General features: G+C 69.5%; 20 protein-coding genes. 8 read left to right on the forward strand and 12 right to left on the reverse strand.

Going from position 1 to position 21,791, the window contains the following annotated elements; all coding sequences use genetic code 11:
- Positions 1 to 77: 77 nt before the first annotated feature.
- Complete coding sequence (locus ACFY3V_RS31920; RefSeq protein ID WP_362904904.1) at positions 78 to 710, reverse strand: helix-turn-helix domain-containing protein; 633 nt, start codon at positions 708 to 710, stop codon at positions 78 to 80.
- Between the two features lie 234 nt (positions 711 to 944).
- Between ACFY3V_RS31920 and ACFY3V_RS31925 the strand changes: the two genes are divergently transcribed.
- Positions 945 to 1,310, forward strand: a complete 366-nt coding sequence (locus tag ACFY3V_RS31925; RefSeq protein ID WP_362904903.1) for a response regulator — start codon at positions 945 to 947, stop codon at positions 1,308 to 1,310.
- Positions 1,311 to 1,405: 95 nt separating this feature from the next.
- Here ACFY3V_RS31925 and ACFY3V_RS31930 read toward each other — a convergent pair whose 3' ends face one another.
- Entirely contained in the window at positions 1,406 to 2,065 is a 660-nt protein-coding gene (locus ACFY3V_RS31930) for a response regulator (RefSeq protein WP_389778641.1), read from the reverse strand.
- 229 nt (positions 2,066 to 2,294) lie between these two features.
- Between ACFY3V_RS31930 and ACFY3V_RS31935 the strand changes: the two genes are divergently transcribed.
- A complete protein-coding gene (locus tag ACFY3V_RS31935) occupies positions 2,295 to 4,097 on the forward strand; it encodes a DUF4118 domain-containing protein (RefSeq protein ID WP_389778643.1) in 1,803 nt (600 codons plus the stop codon).
- 129 nt (positions 4,098 to 4,226) lie between these two features.
- Here ACFY3V_RS31935 and ACFY3V_RS31940 read toward each other — a convergent pair whose 3' ends face one another.
- Positions 4,227 to 4,973 (reverse strand): sensor histidine kinase, encoded by a 747-nt coding sequence (locus tag ACFY3V_RS31940; RefSeq protein ID WP_389778645.1) that lies wholly within the window; start codon positions 4,971 to 4,973, stop codon positions 4,227 to 4,229.
- A 482-nt stretch (positions 4,974 to 5,455) separates the two neighbouring features.
- Between ACFY3V_RS31940 and ACFY3V_RS31945 the strand changes: the two genes are divergently transcribed.
- Positions 5,456 to 6,766 (forward strand): hypothetical protein, encoded by a 1,311-nt coding sequence (locus tag ACFY3V_RS31945; RefSeq protein WP_389778647.1) that lies wholly within the window; start codon positions 5,456 to 5,458, stop codon positions 6,764 to 6,766.
- 22 nt (positions 6,767 to 6,788) lie between these two features.
- On the opposite strand, the gene ACFY3V_RS31950 is transcribed toward ACFY3V_RS31945, so the two are convergent.
- The 5 genes from ACFY3V_RS31950 to ACFY3V_RS31970 form a co-directional block, all read right to left on the reverse strand.
- Entirely contained in the window at positions 6,789 to 8,465 is a 1,677-nt protein-coding gene (locus tag ACFY3V_RS31950) for a hypothetical protein (RefSeq protein WP_389778649.1), read from the reverse strand.
- A 602-nt stretch (positions 8,466 to 9,067) separates the two neighbouring features.
- Positions 9,068 to 9,283: an EF-hand domain-containing protein gene (locus ACFY3V_RS31955; RefSeq protein ID WP_362904891.1), complete on the reverse strand. Its 216-nt coding sequence runs from the start codon at positions 9,281 to 9,283 to the stop codon at positions 9,068 to 9,070.
- Between the two features lie 283 nt (positions 9,284 to 9,566).
- Positions 9,567 to 9,923 carry a four-helix bundle copper-binding protein gene (locus ACFY3V_RS31960; RefSeq protein ID WP_350945704.1) on the reverse strand — a complete coding sequence of 119 codons (357 nt, stop codon included), beginning with the start codon at positions 9,921 to 9,923 and terminating at the stop codon, positions 9,567 to 9,569.
- Between the two features lie 323 nt (positions 9,924 to 10,246).
- Positions 10,247 to 12,523, reverse strand: a complete 2,277-nt coding sequence (gene secD, locus ACFY3V_RS31965; protein ID WP_389778651.1) for a protein translocase subunit SecD — start codon at positions 12,521 to 12,523, stop codon at positions 10,247 to 10,249.
- 209 nt (positions 12,524 to 12,732) lie between these two features.
- Positions 12,733 to 13,122, reverse strand: coding sequence for a hypothetical protein (locus ACFY3V_RS31970; RefSeq protein ID WP_362904886.1), 390 nt, complete (start codon positions 13,120 to 13,122; stop codon positions 12,733 to 12,735).
- 116 nt (positions 13,123 to 13,238) lie between these two features.
- On the opposite strand from ACFY3V_RS31970, the gene ACFY3V_RS31975 reads away from it, so the two are divergent.
- A complete protein-coding gene (locus ACFY3V_RS31975; protein WP_362904884.1) occupies positions 13,239 to 14,900 on the forward strand; it encodes an alpha-amylase family protein in 1,662 nt (553 codons plus the stop codon).
- 175 nt (positions 14,901 to 15,075) lie between these two features.
- Here ACFY3V_RS31975 and ACFY3V_RS31980 read toward each other — a convergent pair whose 3' ends face one another.
- Positions 15,076 to 15,717 (reverse strand): TetR/AcrR family transcriptional regulator, encoded by a 642-nt coding sequence (locus ACFY3V_RS31980; protein ID WP_389778654.1) that lies wholly within the window; start codon positions 15,715 to 15,717, stop codon positions 15,076 to 15,078.
- A 77-nt stretch (positions 15,718 to 15,794) separates the two neighbouring features.
- On the opposite strand from ACFY3V_RS31980, the gene ACFY3V_RS31985 reads away from it, so the two are divergent.
- A complete protein-coding gene (locus ACFY3V_RS31985) occupies positions 15,795 to 16,529 on the forward strand; it encodes an SDR family oxidoreductase (RefSeq protein WP_389778656.1) in 735 nt (244 codons plus the stop codon).
- A 79-nt stretch (positions 16,530 to 16,608) separates the two neighbouring features.
- Here the strand turns inward: ACFY3V_RS31985 and ACFY3V_RS31990 are convergent, their stop codons facing one another.
- Positions 16,609 to 17,265 carry a TetR/AcrR family transcriptional regulator gene (locus ACFY3V_RS31990; protein WP_362904878.1) on the reverse strand — a complete coding sequence of 219 codons (657 nt, stop codon included), beginning with the start codon at positions 17,263 to 17,265 and terminating at the stop codon, positions 16,609 to 16,611.
- Positions 17,266 to 17,323: 58 nt separating this feature from the next.
- Between ACFY3V_RS31990 and ACFY3V_RS31995 the strand changes: the two genes are divergently transcribed.
- Together ACFY3V_RS31995 and ACFY3V_RS32000 are read left to right on the forward strand one after the other, a co-directional pair.
- Positions 17,324 to 18,154 (forward strand): SDR family NAD(P)-dependent oxidoreductase, encoded by an 831-nt coding sequence (locus tag ACFY3V_RS31995; protein WP_389778658.1) that lies wholly within the window; start codon positions 17,324 to 17,326, stop codon positions 18,152 to 18,154.
- 255 nt (positions 18,155 to 18,409) lie between these two features.
- On the forward strand, positions 18,410 to 18,733 hold the full coding sequence (locus ACFY3V_RS32000) for a nuclear transport factor 2 family protein (protein WP_354842435.1): 324 nt from the start codon (positions 18,410 to 18,412) through the stop codon (positions 18,731 to 18,733).
- Between the two features lie 59 nt (positions 18,734 to 18,792).
- On the opposite strand, the gene ACFY3V_RS32005 is transcribed toward ACFY3V_RS32000, so the two are convergent.
- Positions 18,793 to 19,209, reverse strand: a complete 417-nt coding sequence (locus ACFY3V_RS32005; RefSeq protein WP_362904872.1) for a VOC family protein — start codon at positions 19,207 to 19,209, stop codon at positions 18,793 to 18,795.
- A gap of 701 nt (positions 19,210 to 19,910) precedes the next feature.
- On the opposite strand from ACFY3V_RS32005, the gene ACFY3V_RS32010 reads away from it, so the two are divergent.
- Positions 19,911 to 20,129, forward strand: a complete 219-nt coding sequence (locus tag ACFY3V_RS32010) for a helix-hairpin-helix domain-containing protein (RefSeq protein WP_362904870.1) — start codon at positions 19,911 to 19,913, stop codon at positions 20,127 to 20,129.
- Positions 20,130 to 20,210: 81 nt separating this feature from the next.
- Here ACFY3V_RS32010 and ACFY3V_RS32015 read toward each other — a convergent pair whose 3' ends face one another.
- Entirely contained in the window at positions 20,211 to 21,719 is a 1,509-nt protein-coding gene (locus ACFY3V_RS32015) for a glycosyltransferase family 39 protein (protein WP_389778661.1), read from the reverse strand.
- Positions 21,720 to 21,791 lie beyond the last annotated feature (72 nt).

The raw sequence follows: 21,791 nt of genomic DNA on the forward strand, positions 1-21,791 counted from the left end.
TCTTGCCGGTTCTGTGCCGTTCTTGTCCGCATTTGTCTATTTATTTGATTGTTTAGCTGACCTGAGATGAGGAAACCTCAGGTCAGCGAGGCGGACAGCTCCTCGGCGGCGGCGACGACCCGGGGCCCCACGGTGTCCGGATCGAGCCGGGTGAAGGCGACCACGCCCACCGACGCCTCCAGCCAGGGGAGACCGGTCACCGGGGCGGCGATGCCTCTCGCCCCCTCCTGGAGCTGGCCCTCGGAGAGCAGATAGCCGGTGTGGCCCTCGCGCAGGGCGAGGATGGCCAGTCCCGCCGCACCCCGGCTCAGCGGGTGGCGGGAGCCCTCGCGATAGGCGACGTGCATGTTCGTCCAGGAGGGTTCGACCACCGCCACGGCGAGGCCGTCGTCGCCTTCGGCCACCGTGAGGTGCGCGGTCGCCCCCACCTCCTCGGCCAGCCCGCGCAGGGCGGGGAGAGCGCCCTCCCGCAGCAGCGGTTGCACGGCACGGGCCAGGACGAGGACCCCGAAGCCCAGGTGGACGCGTCCGCCACCGTCCCTGCGGACGAAGCCCTCGTTCTGGAGGCTGGTGAGCAGCCGGTACACCGCCGGGCGGCTCAGCTCCAGCTCCGCCGCCAGCTCCGTGGGGGTGTGACCCCGCCGTCCGTCGGCGAGCAGGCGCAGCAGGCGCAGGCCGCGCTCCAGGGTCTGCGAGGATTCGGCCGGCATCTAGGAGGCCCACTGAGCTGGAAGCATGTCCCGATTATCGCTCGGTATCCGGGATGACCGTTGGACGGGAACCACGCTGCGATCATCGCCGCCACCCCGGTGCGGGCCGGAGGTTCCTTGCGGGACGGGCATCCCGGCAGGAGGCGGGAGCCGGTCGACCGTAGAAGCACTCCCGCACCGGATTTGCCCGCTAGCTGCAATGTCAGGGAGTCCTCCCCCTGACATCCTTGATGTGTGGCCATACGCTGTCTCATCGTCGACGACAACGATCACTTCCGCAGTGCCGCCCGCGCGCTGCTCGAAGGGGAGGGGATCGCTGTGGTCGGCATGGCAGCAGAGAGCGGCGACGCCCTCCGGCAGGTCGACGACGCCCGGCCGGATGTCGCGCTCGTCGACATCGATCTCGGTGAGGAGAACGGCTTCGAGGTGGCTCAGCAGCTTGTGAACGGTCGCCGCCGCCCTCCGCACGTCATCCTGATCTCGACGTACGAGGAAAGGGACTTCGAAGAGATGATCGCGGGCAGTCCCGCCGTCGCGTTCCTCTCGAAATCAGCCCTTTCCGGGGCGGCGATCCGGGAGATCCTCCAAGAGGCCCGCTAAGGAGAGGACCTCTGCGGTCTCTGCGGTACGGAGACGCGGAGGCATGGTCACAGGTGACGTCGTGCTTTGTGGCCGACGTCCTCGCCGATGACCTCTCAGCGGGAGTCGAGGAAGGTGAGCACGGCGAGAACGCGGCGGTGGTCGTCCTCCGTCCCCGGGATCTGCATCCTGGACAGGATGCTGTGCACGTGCTTCTCGACTGTCCCCTCGGTGATCCAGAGCTTGTGTGCGATGCCGGAATTGGAGCGCCCCTCGGCCATCAGGGACAGGACCTCCATCTCACGCGTCGTGAGAAGTTCCAGCGGGTCGTCCCTGCGATGGGACCTGATGAGCTCCTTCACGAGGCTCGGATCGACGACCGAGCCGCCCTGGGCGATGCGCTCAAGCGTCTCCACGAAGTCCTCCACGCCGGTGACCCGGCTCTTGAGCAGGTAGCCGACCCGATGTCCCGTCGCGAGAAGCTCCATCGCCTCCTCCACCTCGACATGTGCCGACAGCAGGAGGATCCCCGTCTCGGGAAACTCCTCGTGGATCACCCGCGCCGCGTCAAGGCCCTCGTTGGTGTGGGTCGGAGGCATCCGGATGTCGAGAATGACGAGATCGGGTCGGTGCAGCCGGACGAGGGCGAGGATCCCCTCCGCGTCCCCGGCCTGGCCGACGACCTCCAGGCCCGACCGCGACATGAGGCTCGCCATCCCCTCGCGGAAAAGCACGTCGTCGTCCGCCAGCGCTATCCTTATTCGATCTTCGCTCACCGCTCTCGCCTCTTCTCCGCTGTCTCCCCGCCGCATTCTTGTTACAGAAATGGTCATGCGAGATCAAAGGATTTATTCCTTTGTCGCTCCGGGTAGCCGTCTATGCGCGGCCAGACCGGAATTCGACCGTACAGGAGCCGTCACTCCTCTCCGACATGCGAGTATCTTAGTCTCTATGCCGGAAAGGCTGTTGTCGGTGTTGCTGCGCACAAAGCGCCCACCCCTTTCGGTGGGAATCATCTGTGTCGTCCTGAGTGTCGCGGCGGGAGCCCTGCTGTCTCTTCTCATGGAGAATGTGGCGCCGGGCATTTCCCTGGGAGGGATCTATCTTCTCGGCATTCTGCTGATCTCGCTGGAGTGGGGAATGGGGCTGGGACTGGTGACCGTGGTCGCCAGCGCCGCCGCCTTCGACTACTTCAACCTTCCGCCCCCGGGGACCTTCTTGCTCGAGACACGCTGGCTCTGGGCCCCGCTCCCGATCTTCTTCGTCGTCGGACTGGCGACCAGCGCGATCGCGGCGCTGGCGCGTTCGCTGGGCATCCGGGCGGACCAACGTCGTCGCGAGGCGGACCTTTCCACACAACTGGCCCACATCCTGTTGCGCGCGGAGAATCTGCGGGCGGCGCTGCCACCGGCCTCGCGTCTGCTGGCGGAGGCCATGGAGGCGCCGAACGTGGAGATCCGGCTCGGGGCGGTGCCCGCGGAGGAGGGGGGAGAGACGATGCCGCTCATGGAGAACGACGTCAGGACCGGCACGCTGCTCCTGCCCGCCCGCCTTCCCAGGGCCGTACGAAGGCGCCTGTGTGAGCGGATGGTGCCCTCCCTGGAGGCGCTGCTGCTGGCGGCCCGTGATCGCGAGAACACCGGGATCGCCCTGGCGGCGAACCGTGACAAGCTCCGCCGGATCGCGGAGGAGCAGACGGCGCTGCGTCGCGTCGCGACACTCGCGGCGCAGGGCATCTCCTCGACGGAGCTGTTCAGCGCGGTCGCCTTCGAGGTCGGCTCCCTCATGGAGGCGGAGCACGCGGCGATCACTCGCTACGACCCCGGCCACGTGACGGTGGTGGGCTCGTGGAGCCGGCAGGACTGCCTGGAGAAGACGCTGCCCATCGGCTCGGAGTGGCCGCTCGACGAGGTGAGCCTCACGGCCATCATGCTGAGGACGGGGCGTCCGGCACGAAGGACCGACTACGTGAAAGGCGACGGGCCGATCGCGCAGTGGTCGCAGGCGGGAGGGATCGTCGCGGGGATGGGTGCTCCCGTGATCGTCGACGGGAGCCTGTGGGGCGGGCTGCTCATCTTCTCCACCACCTCGCAAACGAAGTTCGAGGAGATGGAGGAACGCCTGACGGACTTCGCCGAGCTGGTCGGCACGGCCATCATGAAAGCCCAGACCCGCGCCGATCTCGCCGCCTCCCGCGCCCGAATCGTCGCCGCGTCCGACGAGACCCGCCGCCGCATCGAGCGCGACCTGCACGACGGAGCCCAGCAGCGCCTGGTCTCGCTCGGGCTCGAACTGCGCGCCATGGAGACAGGCGTGCCACCGTCGATGACGGAGCTGAGGAAGCAGATCTCCCACACGGTTCACGGGCTGACCGGGGTCGTGAACGATCTGCAGGAGCTCTCCCGCGGTATCCACCCGGCGATCCTCTCGAAGGGCGGGCTCGTGCCTGCGCTGAAGACGCTCGCGCGCCGCTCCGCCGTTCCCGTCGATCTCGAACTCGCCTCCGTCCCGCGCCTGCCGGAGCGCGTCGAAGCGGCCGTCTACTACACGGCGGCGGAGGCGCTCACCAATGTGGTGAAGCACGCGAACGCCTCCGTGGTGTACGTCACCCTGGGCATGAACGGATCGGGTATCCGGCTCTCGGTCCGCGACAACGGAAGCGGGGGAGCCGACTACGGCAAGGGGTCGGGGCTCATCGGGCTCAGGGACCGCGTCGAGACGCTCGGCGGCAAGCTGAAGGTCGTGAGCAAGGAGGGGGAGGGGACAGCGCTCTCGGTGACGGTGCCGGTGGTGACGACGCCTTCATGACGACGCCTTCATGACGACGCCTTCATGACGACGCCTTCATGACGACGCCTTCATGACGGCGTCTTCGTGACGGTGCCGAAGGGCGATCGCGGCTCGCCGGTGACGGGCGGAGGGAGATCGGGCCCGGCGTCAGAGGTGTTCGGACACCTGGTGATCGGCGAGCGGAAGGCGGAGGACGAAACGCGCGCCGCCCATGGCGGAGTCCTCCACGTCGATGGTTCCCCGATGGGCCGTGGCGATGTCACGGGCGATCGTGAGGCCGAGTCCGGTGCCTCCCCGGGTGCGGCAGCGTGCCGTGTCCAGGCGGGTGAACCGCTCGAAGATCCTTTCACGGTCGGCGGCGGCGATGCCGTCACCGTCGTCGGCGACCGCGAGCTCGCCGTACCGGCCGTTCTTGCGCACCTCGACCAGCACCGCGTTCCTGGCATGGCGCTGGGCGTTGTCCAGGAGATTGGTGAGGAGGCGGGTGATCTCCACGTCGACGACGTTCGCCCGCACGCCGGGGACGAGCCGCAGCCGTACGGGGACGCCCTTTCCGTGCCGCGAGACCGCGACGCGGACCATTTCCGCCAGATCCACGTTGACGAACGAGTCGGGAGGGTTCGCCCCCACCTTGGCCAGCACCAGCAGGTCGGTGACGATCGTCTGGAGTCGGCCGACCCCCTCCAGCGCGTCGTCCAGAAGCTCGTCCAGCTCCGTCTCGTCGGGGTGCAGCCGTGCTTCTTCCAGGAGCGTCCGAAGCCCGGCGATCGGCGTGAAAAGCTCGTGCGAGGCGTCGGACACGAAGCGGCGCTGCTGGGTCAATGAATGATCGATTCTGCTTCTGGCGCTTTCCAGCCGGTTCAACAGATTGCCGGTCGCCAGTGCGAGATGCATGATCTCATCTGCCCCTGGAAGGCCGTGGAATCCGTTGCTCAGATCCTTGGCAGGCGGCGACATGAGAGTCCGTTTCGGTATGCGTCGAGGAGTGCTCTTTCGTCGACGGCGGTGGAGTCTCTCACCCACGGCTTGACGGCCGGGGGAGTCCTCCCGCTCTGGACAGTTACCCACGTCATCATCATTACCGGGCTCGTCGCTCGCCGTCTGCGCTGGCAGCCTCCGTTCGGCACCCCATGCCACCGGGCTCCGGGCATTCCCGCTAGCCGTAATACCCGGGTCCTCTCGCGGGGACGTTCCGCCGCGCGAGGCCGAGATCGGTCCACGCCGGTGCGACGGGGGTGTCCGGTGTGATGGCTGGTATGGGTTCGACGGGATATATCGGAATGCTGATGATTCCCTGACCGGGGCTGTCGGGTCCACCGTGATCTGGGTAAAGTGCGGGTCGATCGTTTTGTCCAGTTTGCCGGGGAGTTCAGACCATGCGACTTACACTGCGCCGGGCCCTCGCCACGGGCGCCACGCTCGCGCTCGTCGGTGTCATGACCCCCGCGGCCGCGTACTCGCAGGACGATCCCCGCAGTTGTAACGACACGATGGGACCCGACACCCCGGCCTACGTCGTCTGCCACTGGCTGGCCAAGCCCGAAGAGGCCCTCGGGGTCGCGCTGTTCTGGGGGGCCGACGACAACGCCAACCTCAAGGAGGCGACCCCGAGCGACGGCAAGTTCATCGACTGCTCGGCCGCCGGCTCGGTCTGCCCGGAGCCGCCCGGTGGCGGTGCCGAGGGCGACGAGAACTCCCCCTTCCCCGAAGGGGCCGGAGAGGGTGGCCTTCCCGAGTGTGAGGAAGGGCAGCCGTGCTCGGTCGACGGACACGGTGAGGGCGGCGACGGCACGCCCTCCAGAGCCGAGCAGACCGGCGCCTCCACCGCCAAGAACGTCCAGGACCCCGCGGTCGCGGCCGCGGCGCTCACCCCCGCCGGCCAGGCGATCACCGCGGCGAAGGCCCTGCAGCTGAGGGTCTGGATCGACACCGAACTGGCCGACGACTGGAAGGCGGGCACCGAGACCTTCACCGCCGCCGTCAAGCGCATCGGCGCGCTGGCCGCGCGCCCCGAGGTCGCGGGCATCCGGTTCACCTCCCAGCTGGGCTACAACACCACCTTCACCACGAACGAGGAGGTCGCCGCGTTCGTCACCGCGGCCTCCGACGCCCTCCGCCAGGCCGCGCCCGGCAAGCGGCTGGGCATCCACACGGTGGTGCCCGAGCTCGCCTGCGGCGCGAACGACACCTGCAAGGCCGAGATGCGCAAGCGGTACCCGCTGCTCACCCCCGAGAAGATCGAGTCTCCCCTGATCGCGGGCCGCGTCGACCAGATCTCCCTGGACACCGGCCTGCTGTACGGCGGCTACGACGCCTGGAAGATCAACGCCGAGCAGGCCCACCTCAACCAGTGGATCCAGGTCCGCGCCCGGTCGTGGGACGTTCTCGCCCAGGTCGCCGCCGAGGAGACCGGGATCGTCGGCGAGGTGACCGCGGAGAAGGTCGTCTCCCGGCTCTCGGTGCCCGTCAAGGACAACGCCGCCCAGCAGGTGAACGTGTGGACGAGCGTCCAGGACGCCCAGGGCACCATGAAGAGGCTGACCGCCTGGGACCAGCTGAAGAAGCTCGCCCCGATCCAGCGCCGCCTCGCCGCCGTCTACAACCTGGCCAACCCCGAGACGGACATGGCCGCCGACCTCAAGAAGCTCTCCGAGGTCTTCGGCCAGATCTATCTCAAGACCGCCTGACGCGTCGCGGCCCTTTCCCGCGTCACGTTCTCCCGAGATCGGCGAGATGCTCCATGGCGGTGAGGTCGATCTCCATCGCGCTCGTCCCGGGAGGCAGGCCCAGCGCCTGAACCGTACCGGGGCGCAGCTGGCCCGCATGGCCCAGCACGGCCTCGCCGACGAGGAGCTCCAGGCAGCGTCCCGGCAGCCAGGGCGCGTACTCGGTGGGCCGGGTGACCAGCCCGGCCCCCATGACGTGCGCCGCCGTACGCGCGGCGTCGACCGCGCGGGCCCACGACGACTCGCCGGTGAGGGCGGCGGCGAGGTGCCTGGGCTGGGCGGGAATCGCGGCCGCCAGCGCGTCGAGCTGGGCGCCGGTGGGGCGGCGGTCCGCGCGGGGGCGAGGCGGAGGGGCGTCGCTCGTGAGGGGGGCGAAGACCACTCCCTGCTCGAAGAGCGCGGGGACGAGGTTTCCCCGTTTGAGGTTCAGGCCGAGCGTCGTGAGCAGTCCGGGGAGAAGCGTGGTGCGCAGCGACGGCTCGTGCGGGCTGATCGGGTTCGTGAGCGTGAGCGTGGCGCGGCGCGGATCGTCGGGTGCCAGGCCGAAGGCGTCCCAGGCGGCGTCGCAGACGAAGGGGAAACCGGGCGTCTCGACGTATCCCGCTCTCGCCAGCGCGTGCCCGATCCGCCGCCGCAGGTCCTGTGACCGGGGCAGCCCTCCACCGGCCTCCCGTCTTCGGGTGCTCCCTGCGCGGTGACCGCCGCGCGCCAACGGGATGATCTCCATGTCGGGCACGGCCCGCGCGGCGGGAACGGCCCGCGTCATCGCCGTGTTCGTGACCCTGTCCAGGGGAAGGAGCATGGGCCGCGACCTGCCGGGGGCGAACCCGTCCATCTGAAGGGGAAAGCGGATGTCGCCGTCGACGACGTCGCGCATGTCCTTCAGCCCGTGCCGGAGCATCAGCGTGCGCTCGATGCCCATGCCGAAGGCGAAGGCGCCGTATCTGTGCGGGTCGATACCGCAGGCGGCCAGCACCCGGGGATGGACCATGCCGCACCCGCCCCACCCGATCCATCCCTCTCCGCCGCACGTCCCGCACGGATCCGAGGTGGCCCCTTCCCGGAGCGCCCTCGCCGGGTCCTCCTTCGGGAGGTCACGGCAGACGGCGCACTCCACGTCCACCTCGGCCGACGGGTCGGCGTAGGCGAACCGGCGGGCGCGGAGCCGGGTCGCCGTGCCCCTGCCGAACATGGAGACGGCGAAGTGGTCGAGGGTCTTCTTCAGGTCGACCATGGTGAGGCCCACGTCGACGGCGAGGCCCTCGACCTGGTTGAACACCGGGCTGTGGGTGACGTCGGCCGCCTCGGGACGGAAGACGCGGCCCGTGCAGATCACCCGGAGGGGCGGGGGCGTGCCGAGCATCGCCCTCACCTGCACCGGTGAGGTGTGCGTACGCAGCAGGAGGCCCGACCTCCGGCCGGAGCCCGCGGGGTTCTCGATGTGGAAGGCGCGTTCCGGGGCGCGGGCGGGGTGGCCGTCGTCCATGTTGAGTGCGTCGAAGGCGAACCACTCGGCCTCGACCTCGGGCCCCTCGACGACGTGATAGCCGAGGTCGAGGAAGAGATCGGTCATCTGCTCGGCCATGATCGTCACCGGATGCCTGGCCCCACGCGAGTCATGCGGCGCACTCCCCGCGCTGCCGCTGGATGCGCTCCTCATTACTGCTTCTGCCCTCTTCCTCTGTGAGGCTTCCCGGCAGGGCCGGCTCTTGAGGCGGTCGGGCGAGAGCCGCCGGATCGCTTTTGGCCGGGATGTGACGGGAAGCGAGCGGAAGCGCGGATCGTGGCGACCGGACGACCTCACGCGTGAGACGCGAGATCACCTTCTGGAAAGGGATGGGCGTGCGAAAACCACTCGGGAACATCGGTGTTCACACGTCAACCCGAGCCTTCGCTACGCCTTGCGCTCATATGACTACCCAAAGTTATTGCCAGGTCAATGGCGCGTCAACATGCCACCAGGTCGGCGACGGGAACGGCGGTGAAGGCGGGGGGAAGGCCGGCGCGGGGCCGAGGGGGGAGGGCCGGGGTGAGACGGGAGGGCAGGGGTGGAAACGGCGGGACCGGATCCGATCGGGGTGCCCCTGCCCGGGTGGGGTGGGGGCCTCGATCGGATCCGGTTCGCCGGCCGATCCGGGGTCCGGTGCCCGGGTCGGCTCCGGATCGGCTCCGGGATGCCGGGGCCGACTCGGCCTGAGGCGTCCGGGGCGGGCCCGAGTGCTCAGGTCGGTTCGGTGAGGTGTTCGGATCGGGGGTGGAAGGTCAGCTCGGCCGGGTCTGGGCGAGGTAGCCGGCGAACTCCTCCAGGGAGATGAGGCCGTCGCCGTCCTGGTCGATCCTGGCGACGGCCGCAGCGGCCGCCTCCGGGGTGATCGGCTGGCCGAGCACCTCCATGAGTCTCGTCAGTTCGGGGATCGAGATGAGGCCGTCACCGTCAACATCAACGATCTTGAAAGTTGTCGCGTAGTCGTCCGCCACGATTGCATCCGCCTTCGGCAGCAGGGAAATCAGACGCCAAGCACACTAGCGGGATTCGAGGCGCGTCTTCCGCTGGAAAGCGGAGTATTCACGCGGAAAGGGGCGCCGCCGATTCGATCGGCGGCGCCCCCTTCGAGACCGCGTCCCCTCACGTCGTGCCGCGTTCCGACGGCGTCATACCTGCGGCGTGGACGCAGGTATGGGCGCCGGTACGGGCATCGGCCGCGCGGGTGATGCGGATGTCGATGTCGGACGGCCCGGTAAGGGCAGGGAGGGGGAAGGTTCAGGCCCGTGCGCCGGCCATGGCCTGGCACGCCTCGGCGCATGCCCGGCAGGCGTTGGCGCACTCCTTCAGCATCGCGTCGCCGTTCATGGACATGCACGCCTCGGCGCACTTGCTCGCGACCTTCGCGCACATCGCGGCCATCTCCATCGCCATCGGCGACTGGCGCATCATCATGTCCGCGCACATACGGGTTATGTCGGAGCAGTCCATGAGCGGGGCCATCATCGCCATGTCGGCGTGCTGACCCCCCTGCCTCAGGCAGTAGGACATGGTCTGCTCGCAACGGCTGTGGCTCTCCATGCAGGCATCGATGCACTTCTGCATCTGAGGGCTCATCTTCACCGCGTGGCTCATACTTTCTCCCCGTTTTCGTGACCGGCATCGTTTTGACGGCCAAAGGTGTCGCAACAGGGTTGTGCCCCTGCCGAATACCTCTGCTCGCCGGGGAGTTCCGCCTTTAGCCGCAGATGGAAATAGTTTTGTGTATGAATTCACCCTTAATTTGTAGGATTAACGGGAAAAGGAGGGCGACGGCCCGAGCATCGTGCTCGGACCGCCGCCTGGCCTCCGGCCTCCGTTCCCTGGCCTCCGCCGTCTGCTCCCGGTCAGGTCGCCCCGGTCAGGTCGCCCCGGTTGGGGGCGCCGCTGTCGGATACGCCGCTGTCGGATCGCCGTTGTCAGACCACCGCGCCCGAACCCTCGCGAGGCCGGGCCGGCCCCTTCCGCTTGGGCGCGGGCGGAGTGCCGGGGCTGCGCTTCTCCAGTTCGATGGCGATCGGTCCCGCGACCAGCGCGGAGGAGAGCGTGCCGACGACGATTCCGATCAGCAGCGCCACCGCGAAGTCGGTGAGCGAGTCACCGCCGAGCACCGCGAGCGCGGCCAGGATGAACAATGCGCCCAGGCCGGTGTTGACCGTACGGGGGATCGTCTGCAGGATCGAGGTGTTCGTCACCTCGGCGAACGAGGCCTTCGGCCGCGCTCCCCACAGTTCGCGGACCCGGTCGAAGACCACCACCTTGTCGTTGACCGAGTAGCCGATCACGGTGAGCATCGAGGCGAGGAACACCCCGTCCACCGGCTTGCCCATCCACGCGAACGCGCCGATCACGATCGCCGCGTCGGCGGCGAGGGCGAGCACCGCCGCCAGCCCGAACGTCCAGCGGAACCGGAAGGCGAGATAGGCGAGCTGCGCGGCGAGCGCGACCCCCAGCGCGATCAGCGCGTTGCGGCGCAACTCGTCCCCGAGGCTCGGCCCGATGAGCTCGTCGCGCTCCTTGGTGACCTGCGCGCCCTGGCTCTCCAGCGCGTTCTCGATCCGCACCACCTCGGCGGGGCTGATCTGCCCGGTCCTTACGGAGATGTCGTCGCCGGAGGTCTGCACCACCGCGTTGGGGAACCCGGCCTCGCTGACGAGCGCGCGGGCGGCGTCGGCGGTCATCGGGGTGCTCGAGGAGTACTCCACGAGCCTGCCCCCGGTGAACTCCACGCCGAAGTTGATCCCGCGCACCGCCACTCCCGCCACGGAGGCGGCCACCAGCACGCACGTGACCAGGAGATACAGCGCGCGGCGGCCCATCAGGTCCGGCTTGTGCGTGTTCAGCCAGGTGCGGACGCGGCCGATGCTGGACAGGCCGGTCATCCTGGGCCGTGCGGCCACACCCTGGAGGGACACTGCCCACTGGGCGATGACGCGGGTGATGACCATCGCGGTGATCAGCGAGGCGATCACGCCGATGCTCAGCGTGACGCCGAAACCGCGTACCGGTCCGGACGCCAGGAAGAACAGGAGTCCGGCGGCGAGCAGCGTGGTGATGTTGGAGTCGGCCACCGCGCTCCAGGCGTTGCGGAAGCCCTTCTCCAGCGAGCCCCGCAGCCCCGGCTCCGCCTCGTACTCCTCGCGGGCCCGCTCGAAGACCAGCACGTTGGCGTCGACCGCCATGCCGATCGCGAGCACGAAGCCCGCCAGTCCCGGCAGGGTGAGTGTGGCGCCGAGCCCCACGAGCGCCGCGTACGAGATCAGCGCGTAGCAGGCGAGGGCGAAGGCGGCGATGAGGCCCACCAGCCGGTAGATCACGATGATGAACAGCGCGGTGAGGATGATGCCGATGACCGCGGCCTGGGCGCTCGCGGTGATCGCGGCGGCGCCGAGCGTCGGGCCGACGGTCCGCTGCTCGACGATCTCGACGGGCACCGGCAGCGAGCCGCCCTTGATCAGCAGAGCGAGGTCCGCGGCCTCCTCCGCGGTGAAGGTGCCGGTGATCTGGGTGGAACCTCCGGCCAGGCCGACGTTGCAGCCCACGCTCTCGTTCACCTGGGGTGAGACGATCACCTTGGAGTCGAGCACGATGGCGACCCTGCGCTTGGGGTCGCCCGGCTGGTTGCAGGCGGCCTGGCCGGTCAGCTCGGCCCACTCCGCCCGTCCGTTGTCGCGGAAGTCGACGGTGACGAACCAGCCGCTGCCCTGCTGTGCGTCGATCCCCGCCTGGGCGTCGCTGACGCCGTCACCGGTGAGCGCGGCCGGTCCCACGTGCAGCGGGCTGCCGTCCTCGTCGGGCAGGATCAGCTCGCCGTCCTTGGGCTTGGTCTCGTCGGCGGGGTTGGGGACGGCGATGACGGGGTGGAAGGTGAGCTGCGCGGTCTTGCCGATGACCTCGGCGGCCTTGGTCGGGTCCTGCACGCCCGGCAGTTCCACGATGATGCGCCGCTCGCCGGAGCGGGCCAGCGGCGCGTCCGCGACGCCCAGGCCGTCGGCCCGGCGGCGGAGCACCTCAAGGGTGCGGTCGGTGGCCGCCGCGTCGGCCTTGACGGTCGGTGAGTCCTGGGTCTCCAGTACGAGCTGGGTGCCGCCGCGCAGGTCGAGACCGAGGCGCGGCGACATGGTCAAAGCGATGAACAGCGAGGTGGCGATGACGGCGAACGCCGCCACCGCGCGTACCACCGGGGCACGCGACATGGAAGCCTCCACAGGCTGGGAAATTGTCCTCGGGAATGCCGGAGGTGCCTTTTCGTGGACGTCGGCATGTCTCGCGTACGGGAGCAGCGCTTTCCAGGCGCGACGGCCTTTCGGAAGGACGACCTTCGAAAAGGCGGCCTTCGGCTCCTCAGGAGAAGGAAAGGCGTTCTCCCGGTACGGCGAAAGGCCCGGAGGGGCTCCGGGACGATTCAGCCGACGGTGGAGGCGGGCGGTGCGCGCCCCGGCCTGACGAGCAGGGCCGCGAGCGGGCGGGTGTCGTCGTCGCGGGCCGGACGGGTGCTCCGGCCGGTGGCGAGGGAGAGGTGCCGGAGGTCGGACGGCGGGGTCGCGAGCGGATGGCCGCCCCCGCCCCCCAGCAGGCCGATCCCCGCGACGGAGAGACCGGAGACGAGGGCGTTCCTGTGCCCGACGTCGGAGACCGGTCGGGAGGGCCGCTGGTGCTCGCCGGAGACCTGGGCGACGGTGGAGTGCCGCAGGAGGACGGCGGCGCCGCCCCCGCTCAGCCCTCCGGAGACGAGCATCGGCAGCAGGAGGGCGAGCAGCCAGCCGAAGGGCGCGCCGCGCCTCAGCTGTCGCATGATCTCCTCCTGGCCATCCGTCCACCGTAACGTGTCGGAGGCCCCGCGATCTCATCGACGTCGACCCAGTGTCGGCGTTGTCTCATAAAAAGGTCAAGGGAGGGTAGTGCGGACGCATGCGCCTCACCTATACAGCTGATCTGTGGTGGAAGAACGCCGTCGTCTACTGCCTGGACGTGGAGACCTACAAGGACGGGAACGGTGACGGTATCGGTGATTTCCGGGGCCTCACCCAGGAGATCGACCATCTGGACCGGCTCGGGGTGACCTGCATCTGGTTGATGCCGTTCTATGCCACCCCCAGCCGCGACGACGGTTACGACGTCAGCGACTTCTACGCGATCGATCCCCGGCTGGGCACCCTTGGCGACTTCGTGGAGTTCATGCGCACCGCCAGGGACCGGGGGATGCGGGTGATCGCCGACCTGGTGGTCAACCACACCTCCGACGAGCACCCCTGGTTCAAGGAGGCCCGCTCCAGCCGCGACTCCGCCAAGCGCGACTGGTACATCTGGCAGGACGAGCCCGACCCCGTCGATCCCAAGGCGATCGTCTTCCCCGACAAGGAGGACAGCCTCTGGGAGCTGGACAAGAAGACCGGCCAGTACTACTACCACAGCTTCTACAAGACCCAGCCCGACCTGAACACGGCGAACCCGCAGGTCCGCGACGAGATCGCGCGCATTGTGGGCTTCTGGATGGAGCTCGGCCTGTCGGGCTTCCGGGTGGACGCGGTGCCGTTCCTGATCGAGGAGATCAGCGGTGATCCGCACGAGTTCCTCGCCGACCTGCGCGCCTTCATGAACCGCCGCGACGGCTCCTCGATCCTGCTGGGCGAGGTGAACCTGCCCTACCCGGAGTTGCTGAAGTACTTCGGCGACTCGGGGAACGGCGACGAGGTCACCATGTGCTTCGACTTCATCGCCATGCAGCGCTTCTACCTGTCGATGGCCCGCCAGAACCCCGAAGCCCTCGCCGACGCGCTGCGCGACCGGCCGGACCCGCCCGACGACTCCCAGTGGGCGATGTTCGTCCGCAACCACGACGAGCTGACCCTGGACAAGCTCACCGAGGCGCAGAAGCACGAGGTCTTCGACGCCTTCGGCCCCGACAAGAACATGCAGCTGTACGACCGGGGCCTGCGCCGTCGCGTTCCGCCGATGCTCGGCGGCGACATGCGGCGGATCAAACTGGCCTACAGCGTGCTGTTCTCCCTGCCGGGCACACCGGTGCTCTTCTACGGCGAGGAGATCGGCCTCGGTGAGAACCTGAAGGCCGAGGGCCGGATGGCGGTCCGGGTCCCGATGCAGTGGTCGGCGAAGGGCGGCTTCTCGCCCAACCCCAAGACCAAGGTCTCCGCGCCCGCCGGCAAGTTCGGCCCGCGCAACGTCAACGTCGAGGACCAGCGCCGCGACCCGGACTCGCTGCTGAAGTGGATCATGCTGCTGATCGAGCGCTACCGGGAGTCGCCCGAGCTGGCCTGGGGGAAGTACGAGATCCTGGACGCCGGTGACACGGCGGTGCTGGCCCACCGGGCCGACGCCGAGCGCGGCACCGTGGTCGCCGTCCACAACTTCGCCGACCGCGAGGCGAAGGTGGATCTCGTGCTCGAAGGTCTCGGCGACCGCGACAAGCTGGTCGACCTGCTGGTGGACGGCACCCTCGATCTGCCCGCCGACGGCCGGGTGAAGTTCACCCTGGAGCCGTACGGCACCCGCTGGCTCCGTACCTCCCTCCGTGACGCGGCGCCGGAGGAGACCTCGGTCAAGAGCGAGTGACCCGACCGGGAGACCACCTCGGACCACGTCCGGGGTGGCCGTCCTGCGGGACGGCCCGCTCGCCGTCCTGCGGGCCGTCCCGTTCCTCGGCCCGCTCCCCGTCCTGCGGGCGGTCCCGGTCCCCGGCTTGCTCGCCGTTCTGCGGGCCGGCTCGCTCGCTGTGCCGTTTCCCGTCCTATTTCCCTTTCCGCTCGACCTCCCGCTCCCCGTGGCGCTCTCCGCCGCGTTCCCCTTCCCGTTCCCCGGGCCAGGCGAGCATCGCGAGCTCGGCGATCCGTTCCAGCTCCTGCCGGGTCGCGCCGTCGCGGGACTGGGTGGACATGCCCTGGATCGTGGCCGCGTAGAACATGGCCAGGGCTCCGACGTCGGTGTCCTGGGGTAGCAGGCCCGCCGCCACGTCCGAGGCGATGCGTGCCGCGATCGCCGACTTGGCGCCCTCCCTGATCTCGCGCATCGCCTCCCGCACGTCGGCCGACTCCGGGCCGACGTTGACCGCCGCACTGATGACCAGGCAGCCGGGCGGATGGCTGGGGTCCGCGTAGTCGATCGCGGCCTGACGCAGCATCCTGGCGATCGCCGCCCGCGCGGTCGGCTCCTCGGCGAGTGCCGCCGGGGCGAAGTCATGCGTTCGGTAACGCGCGACGACCTCGTCGAACAGGCGTCGCTTGTCGCCGAAGGCGGCGTACAAGCTGGGCGGCCGGATGCCCATCGCGGTGGTGAGGGAGGCGATGGAGGTGGCCTCGTAGCCGTGCCGCCAGAACTCCAGCATCGCCGTCTCCAGCGCGGCGTCACGGTCGAAGGCTCGTTTCCTGCTCACCGGAGCATTGTATAGCGATCGCTAAAAAACCCTGCTACGGTTCCGTTTTGTAGCGATCGCTAAAAATGGGAGGCGATGTGAGAACCGCGTTGGTGACGGGCGCGAGCAGGGGAATCGGCAGGGCGATCGCCCTGCGGCTCGGACGCGAGAAGGTGCGGGTGGCCGTCCACTACGCCAGGGACGAGGCGGCGGCGGGGGACGTCGTGACGGCGATCACCGAGGCCGGGGGAGAGGCCTTCCCGGTCAGGGCGGAGCTCGGTGTGGAGGGGGACGTGGAGACGCTCTTCACCGCCCTGGAGAGGGAGGTGGAAGGGCTCGACATCCTCGTCAACAATGCGGGGATCGTCATTCGCGCGGGCATCGCGGAGACCACGCCCGAGGCGTACGACAGGATGTTCGCCGTCAACGTCAGGGCGCCGTTCTTCATCATCCAGCGGGCACTGCCACTCCTGCGCGACGGCGGGCGCATCGTCAACATCAGCTCCGGTGTGACCAGGATCGCCTCCCCCGATATCGCCGCCTACGTCGCGACGAAGGGGGCGATGGAAACGCTGAACCGGACGCTGGCCAAGAAACTCGGTCCGCGCGGGATCACGGTGAACTCGGTCTCGCCGGGCCTCACCGACACCGACATGAACGCGGGCTGGCTGCGGGGCAACCTCGAAGCCGAGGGTTACGCGGCCGAACTGACGGCCCTCGGCAGGGTCGGCGTAGCGGAGGACATCGCCGACGTCGTCGCCTTCGTCGTCTCCGACGACGCCCGCTGGGTCACCGGCACCACCATCGACGCCACCGGTGGCGCCGTCCTCTGAGCTCCGCCCGGCCCCACGTGCGGGGCCGCGCGTCCAGAGCGACGAGGTCGTGCGGCCCCTCTGAGGAACACCGCGTGCTCTAGCGGGCCAGGCGGTCCAGCAGCTCGCCGAGCAGCGCGCGTTCGCCAGGGGTGAGGTCGCCCGGGTCGTTGCCGACCAGCGCACGCAACGTCAGTGCGGCGCTCGCACGGGTCGCGGGGGCGTCGGCGGAGGGCGTGTGCAGGACTCCGGCCAGCGCGGCCTCGCGGACGCGTCCGGACAGCCTGAAGTCCGGCTCCGGCTGGCTGATCAAGGTGAGCGTGATGCCGACGTTGGCGGCAAGCACCTGTTCGGCGGCTTCGTCTGCCGGCACCTTGAGCAGGCCCTGGGCGGCGGCGGCGGTCAACCGCTCGCGCAACGCGGCGTGCGCGGGAGCGGTGACGGCGCAGGGCTTTCCCGGCTCGGCGCGGCCGTAAAGCAGCCCGTAGAACGACGGGTGCTCCAGCCCGAACCGCACGTGCCTGTCCCAGCCCTCGCGCAGGTCGTCCAGCGGGTCGCCAGAGCTCTCGACCGCGGTGTACTGGGTGAAGCCGTGGTTCAGTACGGCGTCGATCAGGCCCTGCTTGCTGCCGAAGTGGTGGTACAGCGTCGGGGCCTGCACCCCGGCGCGTTCGCACACCGCCCTCGTGGACACCGTGCCGCCGCCCTCCAGCAACTCCGCCGCGACGAGCAGGAGTCGATCCCGTGCGTTCTGCATGCTTGCTACAGTAGCTTATATAGCGCTACATTGCCCGCTATAGCGAGAGGAGAAGTCCATGAGGACTTGGTTCGTCACTGGCGGGACACCCGGAGGGTTCGGCCTGGTCTATGCCGAGGCTGCACTGAAACAGGGCGATCAGGTGGTGGTGACAGCACGTCGGCCCTCTGAACTGCAGGAATGGGCTGAACCGCACGGCGACCGTGTGCTGGTTCTCCAGCTCGATGTCACCGATGTCGAGCAGGTGCGTGCGGCGGTCAAGACGGCAGAGGAGCGGTTCGGCGGGATCGACGTGCTCGTCAACAACGCGGGCCGTGGCTGGTTCGGCTCGGTCGAGGGGGCCCCCGACGAGACGATCCGCCGCACGTTCGACCTCAACCTGTTCGCCGTGGTCGAGGTGATACGCGCGGTCCTGCCTGGTATGCGGGCACGCGGCGACGGCTGGATCGTGAACATGTCGTCGGTGGCAGGCCTCGTCGGCGCACAGGGTTTCGGCTACTACTCGGCGGCGAAGTTCGCGCTCGAAGGACTGTCGGAGACACTGCGCCATGAAGTTGAGCCGTTCGGTGTGCGCGTGCTCGTCGTAGAGCCGGGAGCGTTCCGCACCAAGGCTTTCGCCGGCTTCCAGAACGAGCCCGTCAACGAGACCGTCGACGCCTACGTGCCGCTGGTCGAGGGCGTCAAGGCGGCGTTCGTGGAACATGACGGCAAGCAAGAAGGTGACCCTGAACGCGGAGTGCAGGCCGTGATCAGCGCGATGAACGCACCCGTTCCGCCGCAACGGATCGTGCTCGGCAACTCTGGCTACGACGTCGTTGTTGCGATGCACGAGAACGCACTCGTGGAGCTGAGCGCGAACGAAAAGCTCTCGCGCGGTGCGGACTTCTAAGCCTGTTGCCAGAACGTGAGGAGCCTCGTCGGGGTGGGTTGAGTTACCACACAACCGACCCGACGAAGCCTTCATCAGTATGCGCCCCGCGCATGTCCATGCCGACTTGACCCCTGCTCGGCACCTCGAGCCGGTCACCGCGCTGCACGGCGTGCGGCGGGTCGCCGCCCGCATCGTCATTGTGCTGCTGAGGTGCTGCAGGGACGTACCAGGACGCGCCCGCGTCCTGGCACCCGAGAAGACCGGAGAGCAGAAATGGACGACATCACCCTTCCCAAGGCTGTCGAGAACTTCATCGCGGCCACCAACGCGCACGACGCCAACGCGCTGGCCGCGGTCTTCGGCGACGGGGCCACCGTGCGCGATGACGGGACGACCTACGCCGGCGAGGCCGAGATCCGCGAGTGGATCCAGGGGCACCTGATCAACCCCAAGATCGTGATCACGCCGACCTCGTTCGCGGGCGACCGTCTGGTGGCCTCCGGGGACGGTGAGTTCCCCGGCGGGCCTCTGTCCTTCGCGTTCGTGTTCGGCATCAAGGACGACCAGGTCACCGACCTCGCGATCGACCCCGTCTGACTCGTCACCCCGGCATCCGTCATGCTCTGGCTCCGCCATTTTGAATTGTCAGACAGGCCTTAGCGGGCTTCCTGGGGGTCGGCGGCCTCTCCCAGCTCGGTGAAGAGCGTGAGCTGGAGCCCGGCCGGACCCTCAAGGCGGGAGTTGAGCGAGTTCCACGGGGTCCGGACGGGTTCGGCGATCACCGTGGCGCCGGCCCCGGCCAGCTCGGCGGTGACGGCGGGCGAGTCGTCCACCTCGAACGCCACCCGGATGTGCCCGGCCACCCTCCGCCCCACCTCGACCCGGTCGATGAACTCCGCCTGCGACGGGTCGGCGATCTCCAGGGTGGCCCGCCCCGCCTCCAGGATCGTCACCCGGCCGTCGGGCGAGGAGTACGCGGCCCGCTCGGGCAGGCCGAGCACGTCGCGGTAGAAGCGCAACGCCTCGTCGTAGTCGTCGGCGGTGACGACCAGGCGCAGCTCTCGAACGGTCATGACGGCTCCCAGGGTGATCGCGGATCTCTCGACCACGACAGCACGACCACCGGCGTCCGGCATTCCCGCGGCCCGGGTCGTTGGCCGGTGTTTCGCCTTCTCGCCGGGTCACAACGCCTTGTGACGCTCCCCCTCGCCGGGGCGTAACGCCTTGTGGCGCTCCCCCCGAGGCGGCGTGCCCCGGTTTGCCGCGCCCCGTCGCGGGGGTCGGTCGGCCCGGATGTGAGGACATCTCCCGATGCGCATATGCTGCGCATCGTCGTTTTCATGTCAGGCAGTGCCTAAAAGGGGCCAAGCGTCCAGAGGGAGAAGCTCACCGTGTACAAGGAGTTCGCGATCGAGGCCGTGGTCTGGGTGATCCCCGTCGTAGTGCTGCTCGGACTCGCTTTCATGATCACTGCCTGACCCGGAATCCCGGCGCGGACCTCACCGCCGACGCCGGGATCCTCGAGGAGCTCCGACGCGCCCGGTTCCGTGGGAACGGTTCCTCCAAGGTCGCCGGATGCCCGCGATCGTTCAACGCTCGTGATCACTCGACGCCCGGTACGCGCCTCGCCGGTTTTGTCGTAGGAGCATGCCAAACTTGCGCCACCGTGCCGCGGGTTTCCACGGCACGGGGTCCCCGGCATGCCGGGTCCCCACGGCGCGGTGTTCTCCCGCGTCGCAGGGCGACCGGCCGCCCGTTCCCCCGAGGAGACGTCATGACGACCCCAGGCCAGGGCGACGTTCCCACCGACATCCCCGCCGGCATCGGACGTCCCGCGGGCCGGGCTCTCGCCGCGGCCGGTTACACGACGCTCGTCCAGGTGGCCGCCACGACCGAGAAGGATCTCCTGCGGCTGCACGGCGTGGGCCCCAGGGCGATCCGCCTGCTGCGCGAGGCCCTCGCCGAACGCGGGCTCGCCCTGCCCGCCCGGTAAGCCCATCCGGAGGGCCCGAGCCCCGGGAAGCCTGGAGGACCCGAGCCGCAGGAAAGACGGCCGGTTCGCCGCCGGGGGAGGTCAGCTGTGGTGCCGCATCTCGGGCCAGAGTCGCGGCCAGGGCAGCAGCGGGTCACGGCAGACGAGGACGGGCAGGTTCTGCTCCTCGTTGGACAGGCCGACGCCGTTGTCGATCCTGCCGCGCTCCTCGCAGGTGGTGAACGCGCGGGCGTAGCCGCCGGGGGAGTCGGTCACCACCACGGCGACCCGGGCGGACGCGGGCGGCGGGCCGCGCCAGTAGAGCTCGTTGTGCCCGCTGTGGACCTCGGGAAGGCCGTACTGGTCGGCGTAGCGGTCCAGCGCCCCGGCCTCGCCGTAGTTGTCGGTGAGGAGCACGGCCCGTGCGCGCTCCTCGGGCGTGAGCCCGTCGACCACCGCCGCGACCCGCGCGGCGAACTCCGGCCATCCGATCGACTCGCGCGCCACCTCGTTGATCCCGGCGACCGGGGTGCCCTCCAGGGCCGAGGGAGGGATCACCGGCAGCGCGATGACGACGGAGGTGACCGCGTTGACCGCGAGCGCGCCGGCGACCAGTATGCGCCGCCCCCCACCTGAGGACATCCACCGGACGACCGGGCCGCACCCCGCCGCGAAGAGCAGCACGAGCAGGCCCGCCACGTAGTCGGGGCGCCCGCCGGAGTAGAGCGTCAGCGCGCAGGCCAGTGGATAGGCGAGGGCGAGGCAGCGCAGGCGGGGTTCTCGCCACAGCCGTACGGCGCCGACCACCTGGAGGACCGCCTGCGGCGGGCCGAGCAGCAGGAGCTGCAGCGGCAGGAAGGCGAGACGGTTGTCGGCGCCCTCGTCCGCCTCCAGCGCCCCGGCCATCACCAGCTGCGGCCAGCCGTGGGTCGCCTGGTAGACCAGGTTGGGCGCGGCGATCACGAGCGCGAGCAGCGCGCCGAGCCAGAGCCCACGCTCCCGCAGCACGTCGCGCGGCCCCGCCACCAGCACACCCACCCCCAGGCTGACCAGGAACAACACGATCAGCTGCCGGTTGTACGTCGCCACCCCCGCGACGGCGCCCACAGCGAGCCACCAGCGGCCGTCGCCACGCAGCGCCCGTACGGCGAACAGCGCCGCCGCGACCCAGAACGGAAGATCGACACCCAGGGTGAGCAGGGAGTGCCCGCCGATCAGAAGCAGGCTCGTGGTGGCGATTCCCGCCGCGGCGACGATCTGCGTCCCGCGGTCGCCGCCGAGCTCCCGGGCCAGGAGGGCGACCAGGACGACGGTGAGCGACGCGATCAGGGCGGGAACGACGCGCAGGGCGACCACGGTGTCGCCGAACACGGCGACCGAGGCCCGCGCGATCAGCGGGGTGAGCGGCGGGGTGTCGAAGTATCCGAGGGCGGGGTGTTCGCCCAGCATCCGGAAGTACAGCTCGTCCCGGTGGTAGCCGTAGCGTGGGCTCGCGACCAGCAGCACGGCGAACGCGGCGAGTGCGACCGCGCCGACGGGCCGCCCGGCGAAGGGGGCGGCCGGTGCGGTCGTGCCTGGGGTGCGCGGGGCGGAGGGGGAGGTGGTGGGCACCCGTTCATCATCGGCTTTCGACGCCGGTGACGCGAGGGGGTTTTCGGTTCGCCCGCCGTTCGATGCGGGAGG

It is taken from the genome of Streptosporangium sp. NPDC000095 (assembly GCF_042899335.1).
In the GTDB taxonomy this organism is placed as follows: Bacteria; Actinomycetota; Actinomycetes; order Streptosporangiales; family Streptosporangiaceae; genus Streptosporangium.

Excerpts from the sequence above, each read along its gene's own strand:
- ACFY3V_RS31920 (WP_362904904.1), bottom strand. The coding sequence starts at position 710 with ATGCCGGCCGAATCCTCGCAGACCCTGGAGCGCGGCCTGCGCCTGCTG.
- ACFY3V_RS31940 (WP_389778645.1), bottom strand. The coding sequence starts at position 4,973 with ATGCATCTCGCACTGGCGACCGGCAATCTGTTGAACCGGCTGGAAAGC.
- ACFY3V_RS31945 (WP_389778647.1), top strand. The coding sequence starts at position 5,456 with ATGCGACTTACACTGCGCCGGGCCCTCGCCACGGGCGCCACGCTCGCG.
- ACFY3V_RS31950 (WP_389778649.1), bottom strand. The coding sequence starts at position 8,465 with ATGAGGAGCGCATCCAGCGGCAGCGCGGGGAGTGCGCCGCATGACTCG.
- ACFY3V_RS31960 (WP_350945704.1), bottom strand. The coding sequence starts at position 9,923 with ATGAGCCACGCGGTGAAGATGAGCCCTCAGATGCAGAAGTGCATCGAT.
- secD (WP_389778651.1), bottom strand. The coding sequence starts at position 12,523 with ATGTCGCGTGCCCCGGTGGTACGCGCGGTGGCGGCGTTCGCCGTCATC.
- ACFY3V_RS31970 (WP_362904886.1), bottom strand. The coding sequence starts at position 13,122 with ATGCGACAGCTGAGGCGCGGCGCGCCCTTCGGCTGGCTGCTCGCCCTC.
- ACFY3V_RS31975 (WP_362904884.1), top strand. The coding sequence starts at position 13,239 with ATGCGCCTCACCTATACAGCTGATCTGTGGTGGAAGAACGCCGTCGTC.
- ACFY3V_RS31990 (WP_362904878.1), bottom strand. The coding sequence starts at position 17,265 with ATGCAGAACGCACGGGATCGACTCCTGCTCGTCGCGGCGGAGTTGCTG.
- ACFY3V_RS31995 (WP_389778658.1), top strand. The coding sequence starts at position 17,324 with ATGAGGACTTGGTTCGTCACTGGCGGGACACCCGGAGGGTTCGGCCTG.
- ACFY3V_RS32000 (WP_354842435.1), top strand. The coding sequence starts at position 18,410 with ATGGACGACATCACCCTTCCCAAGGCTGTCGAGAACTTCATCGCGGCC.
- ACFY3V_RS32005 (WP_362904872.1), bottom strand. The coding sequence starts at position 19,209 with ATGACCGTTCGAGAGCTGCGCCTGGTCGTCACCGCCGACGACTACGAC.
- ACFY3V_RS32010 (WP_362904870.1), top strand. The coding sequence starts at position 19,911 with ATGACGACCCCAGGCCAGGGCGACGTTCCCACCGACATCCCCGCCGGC.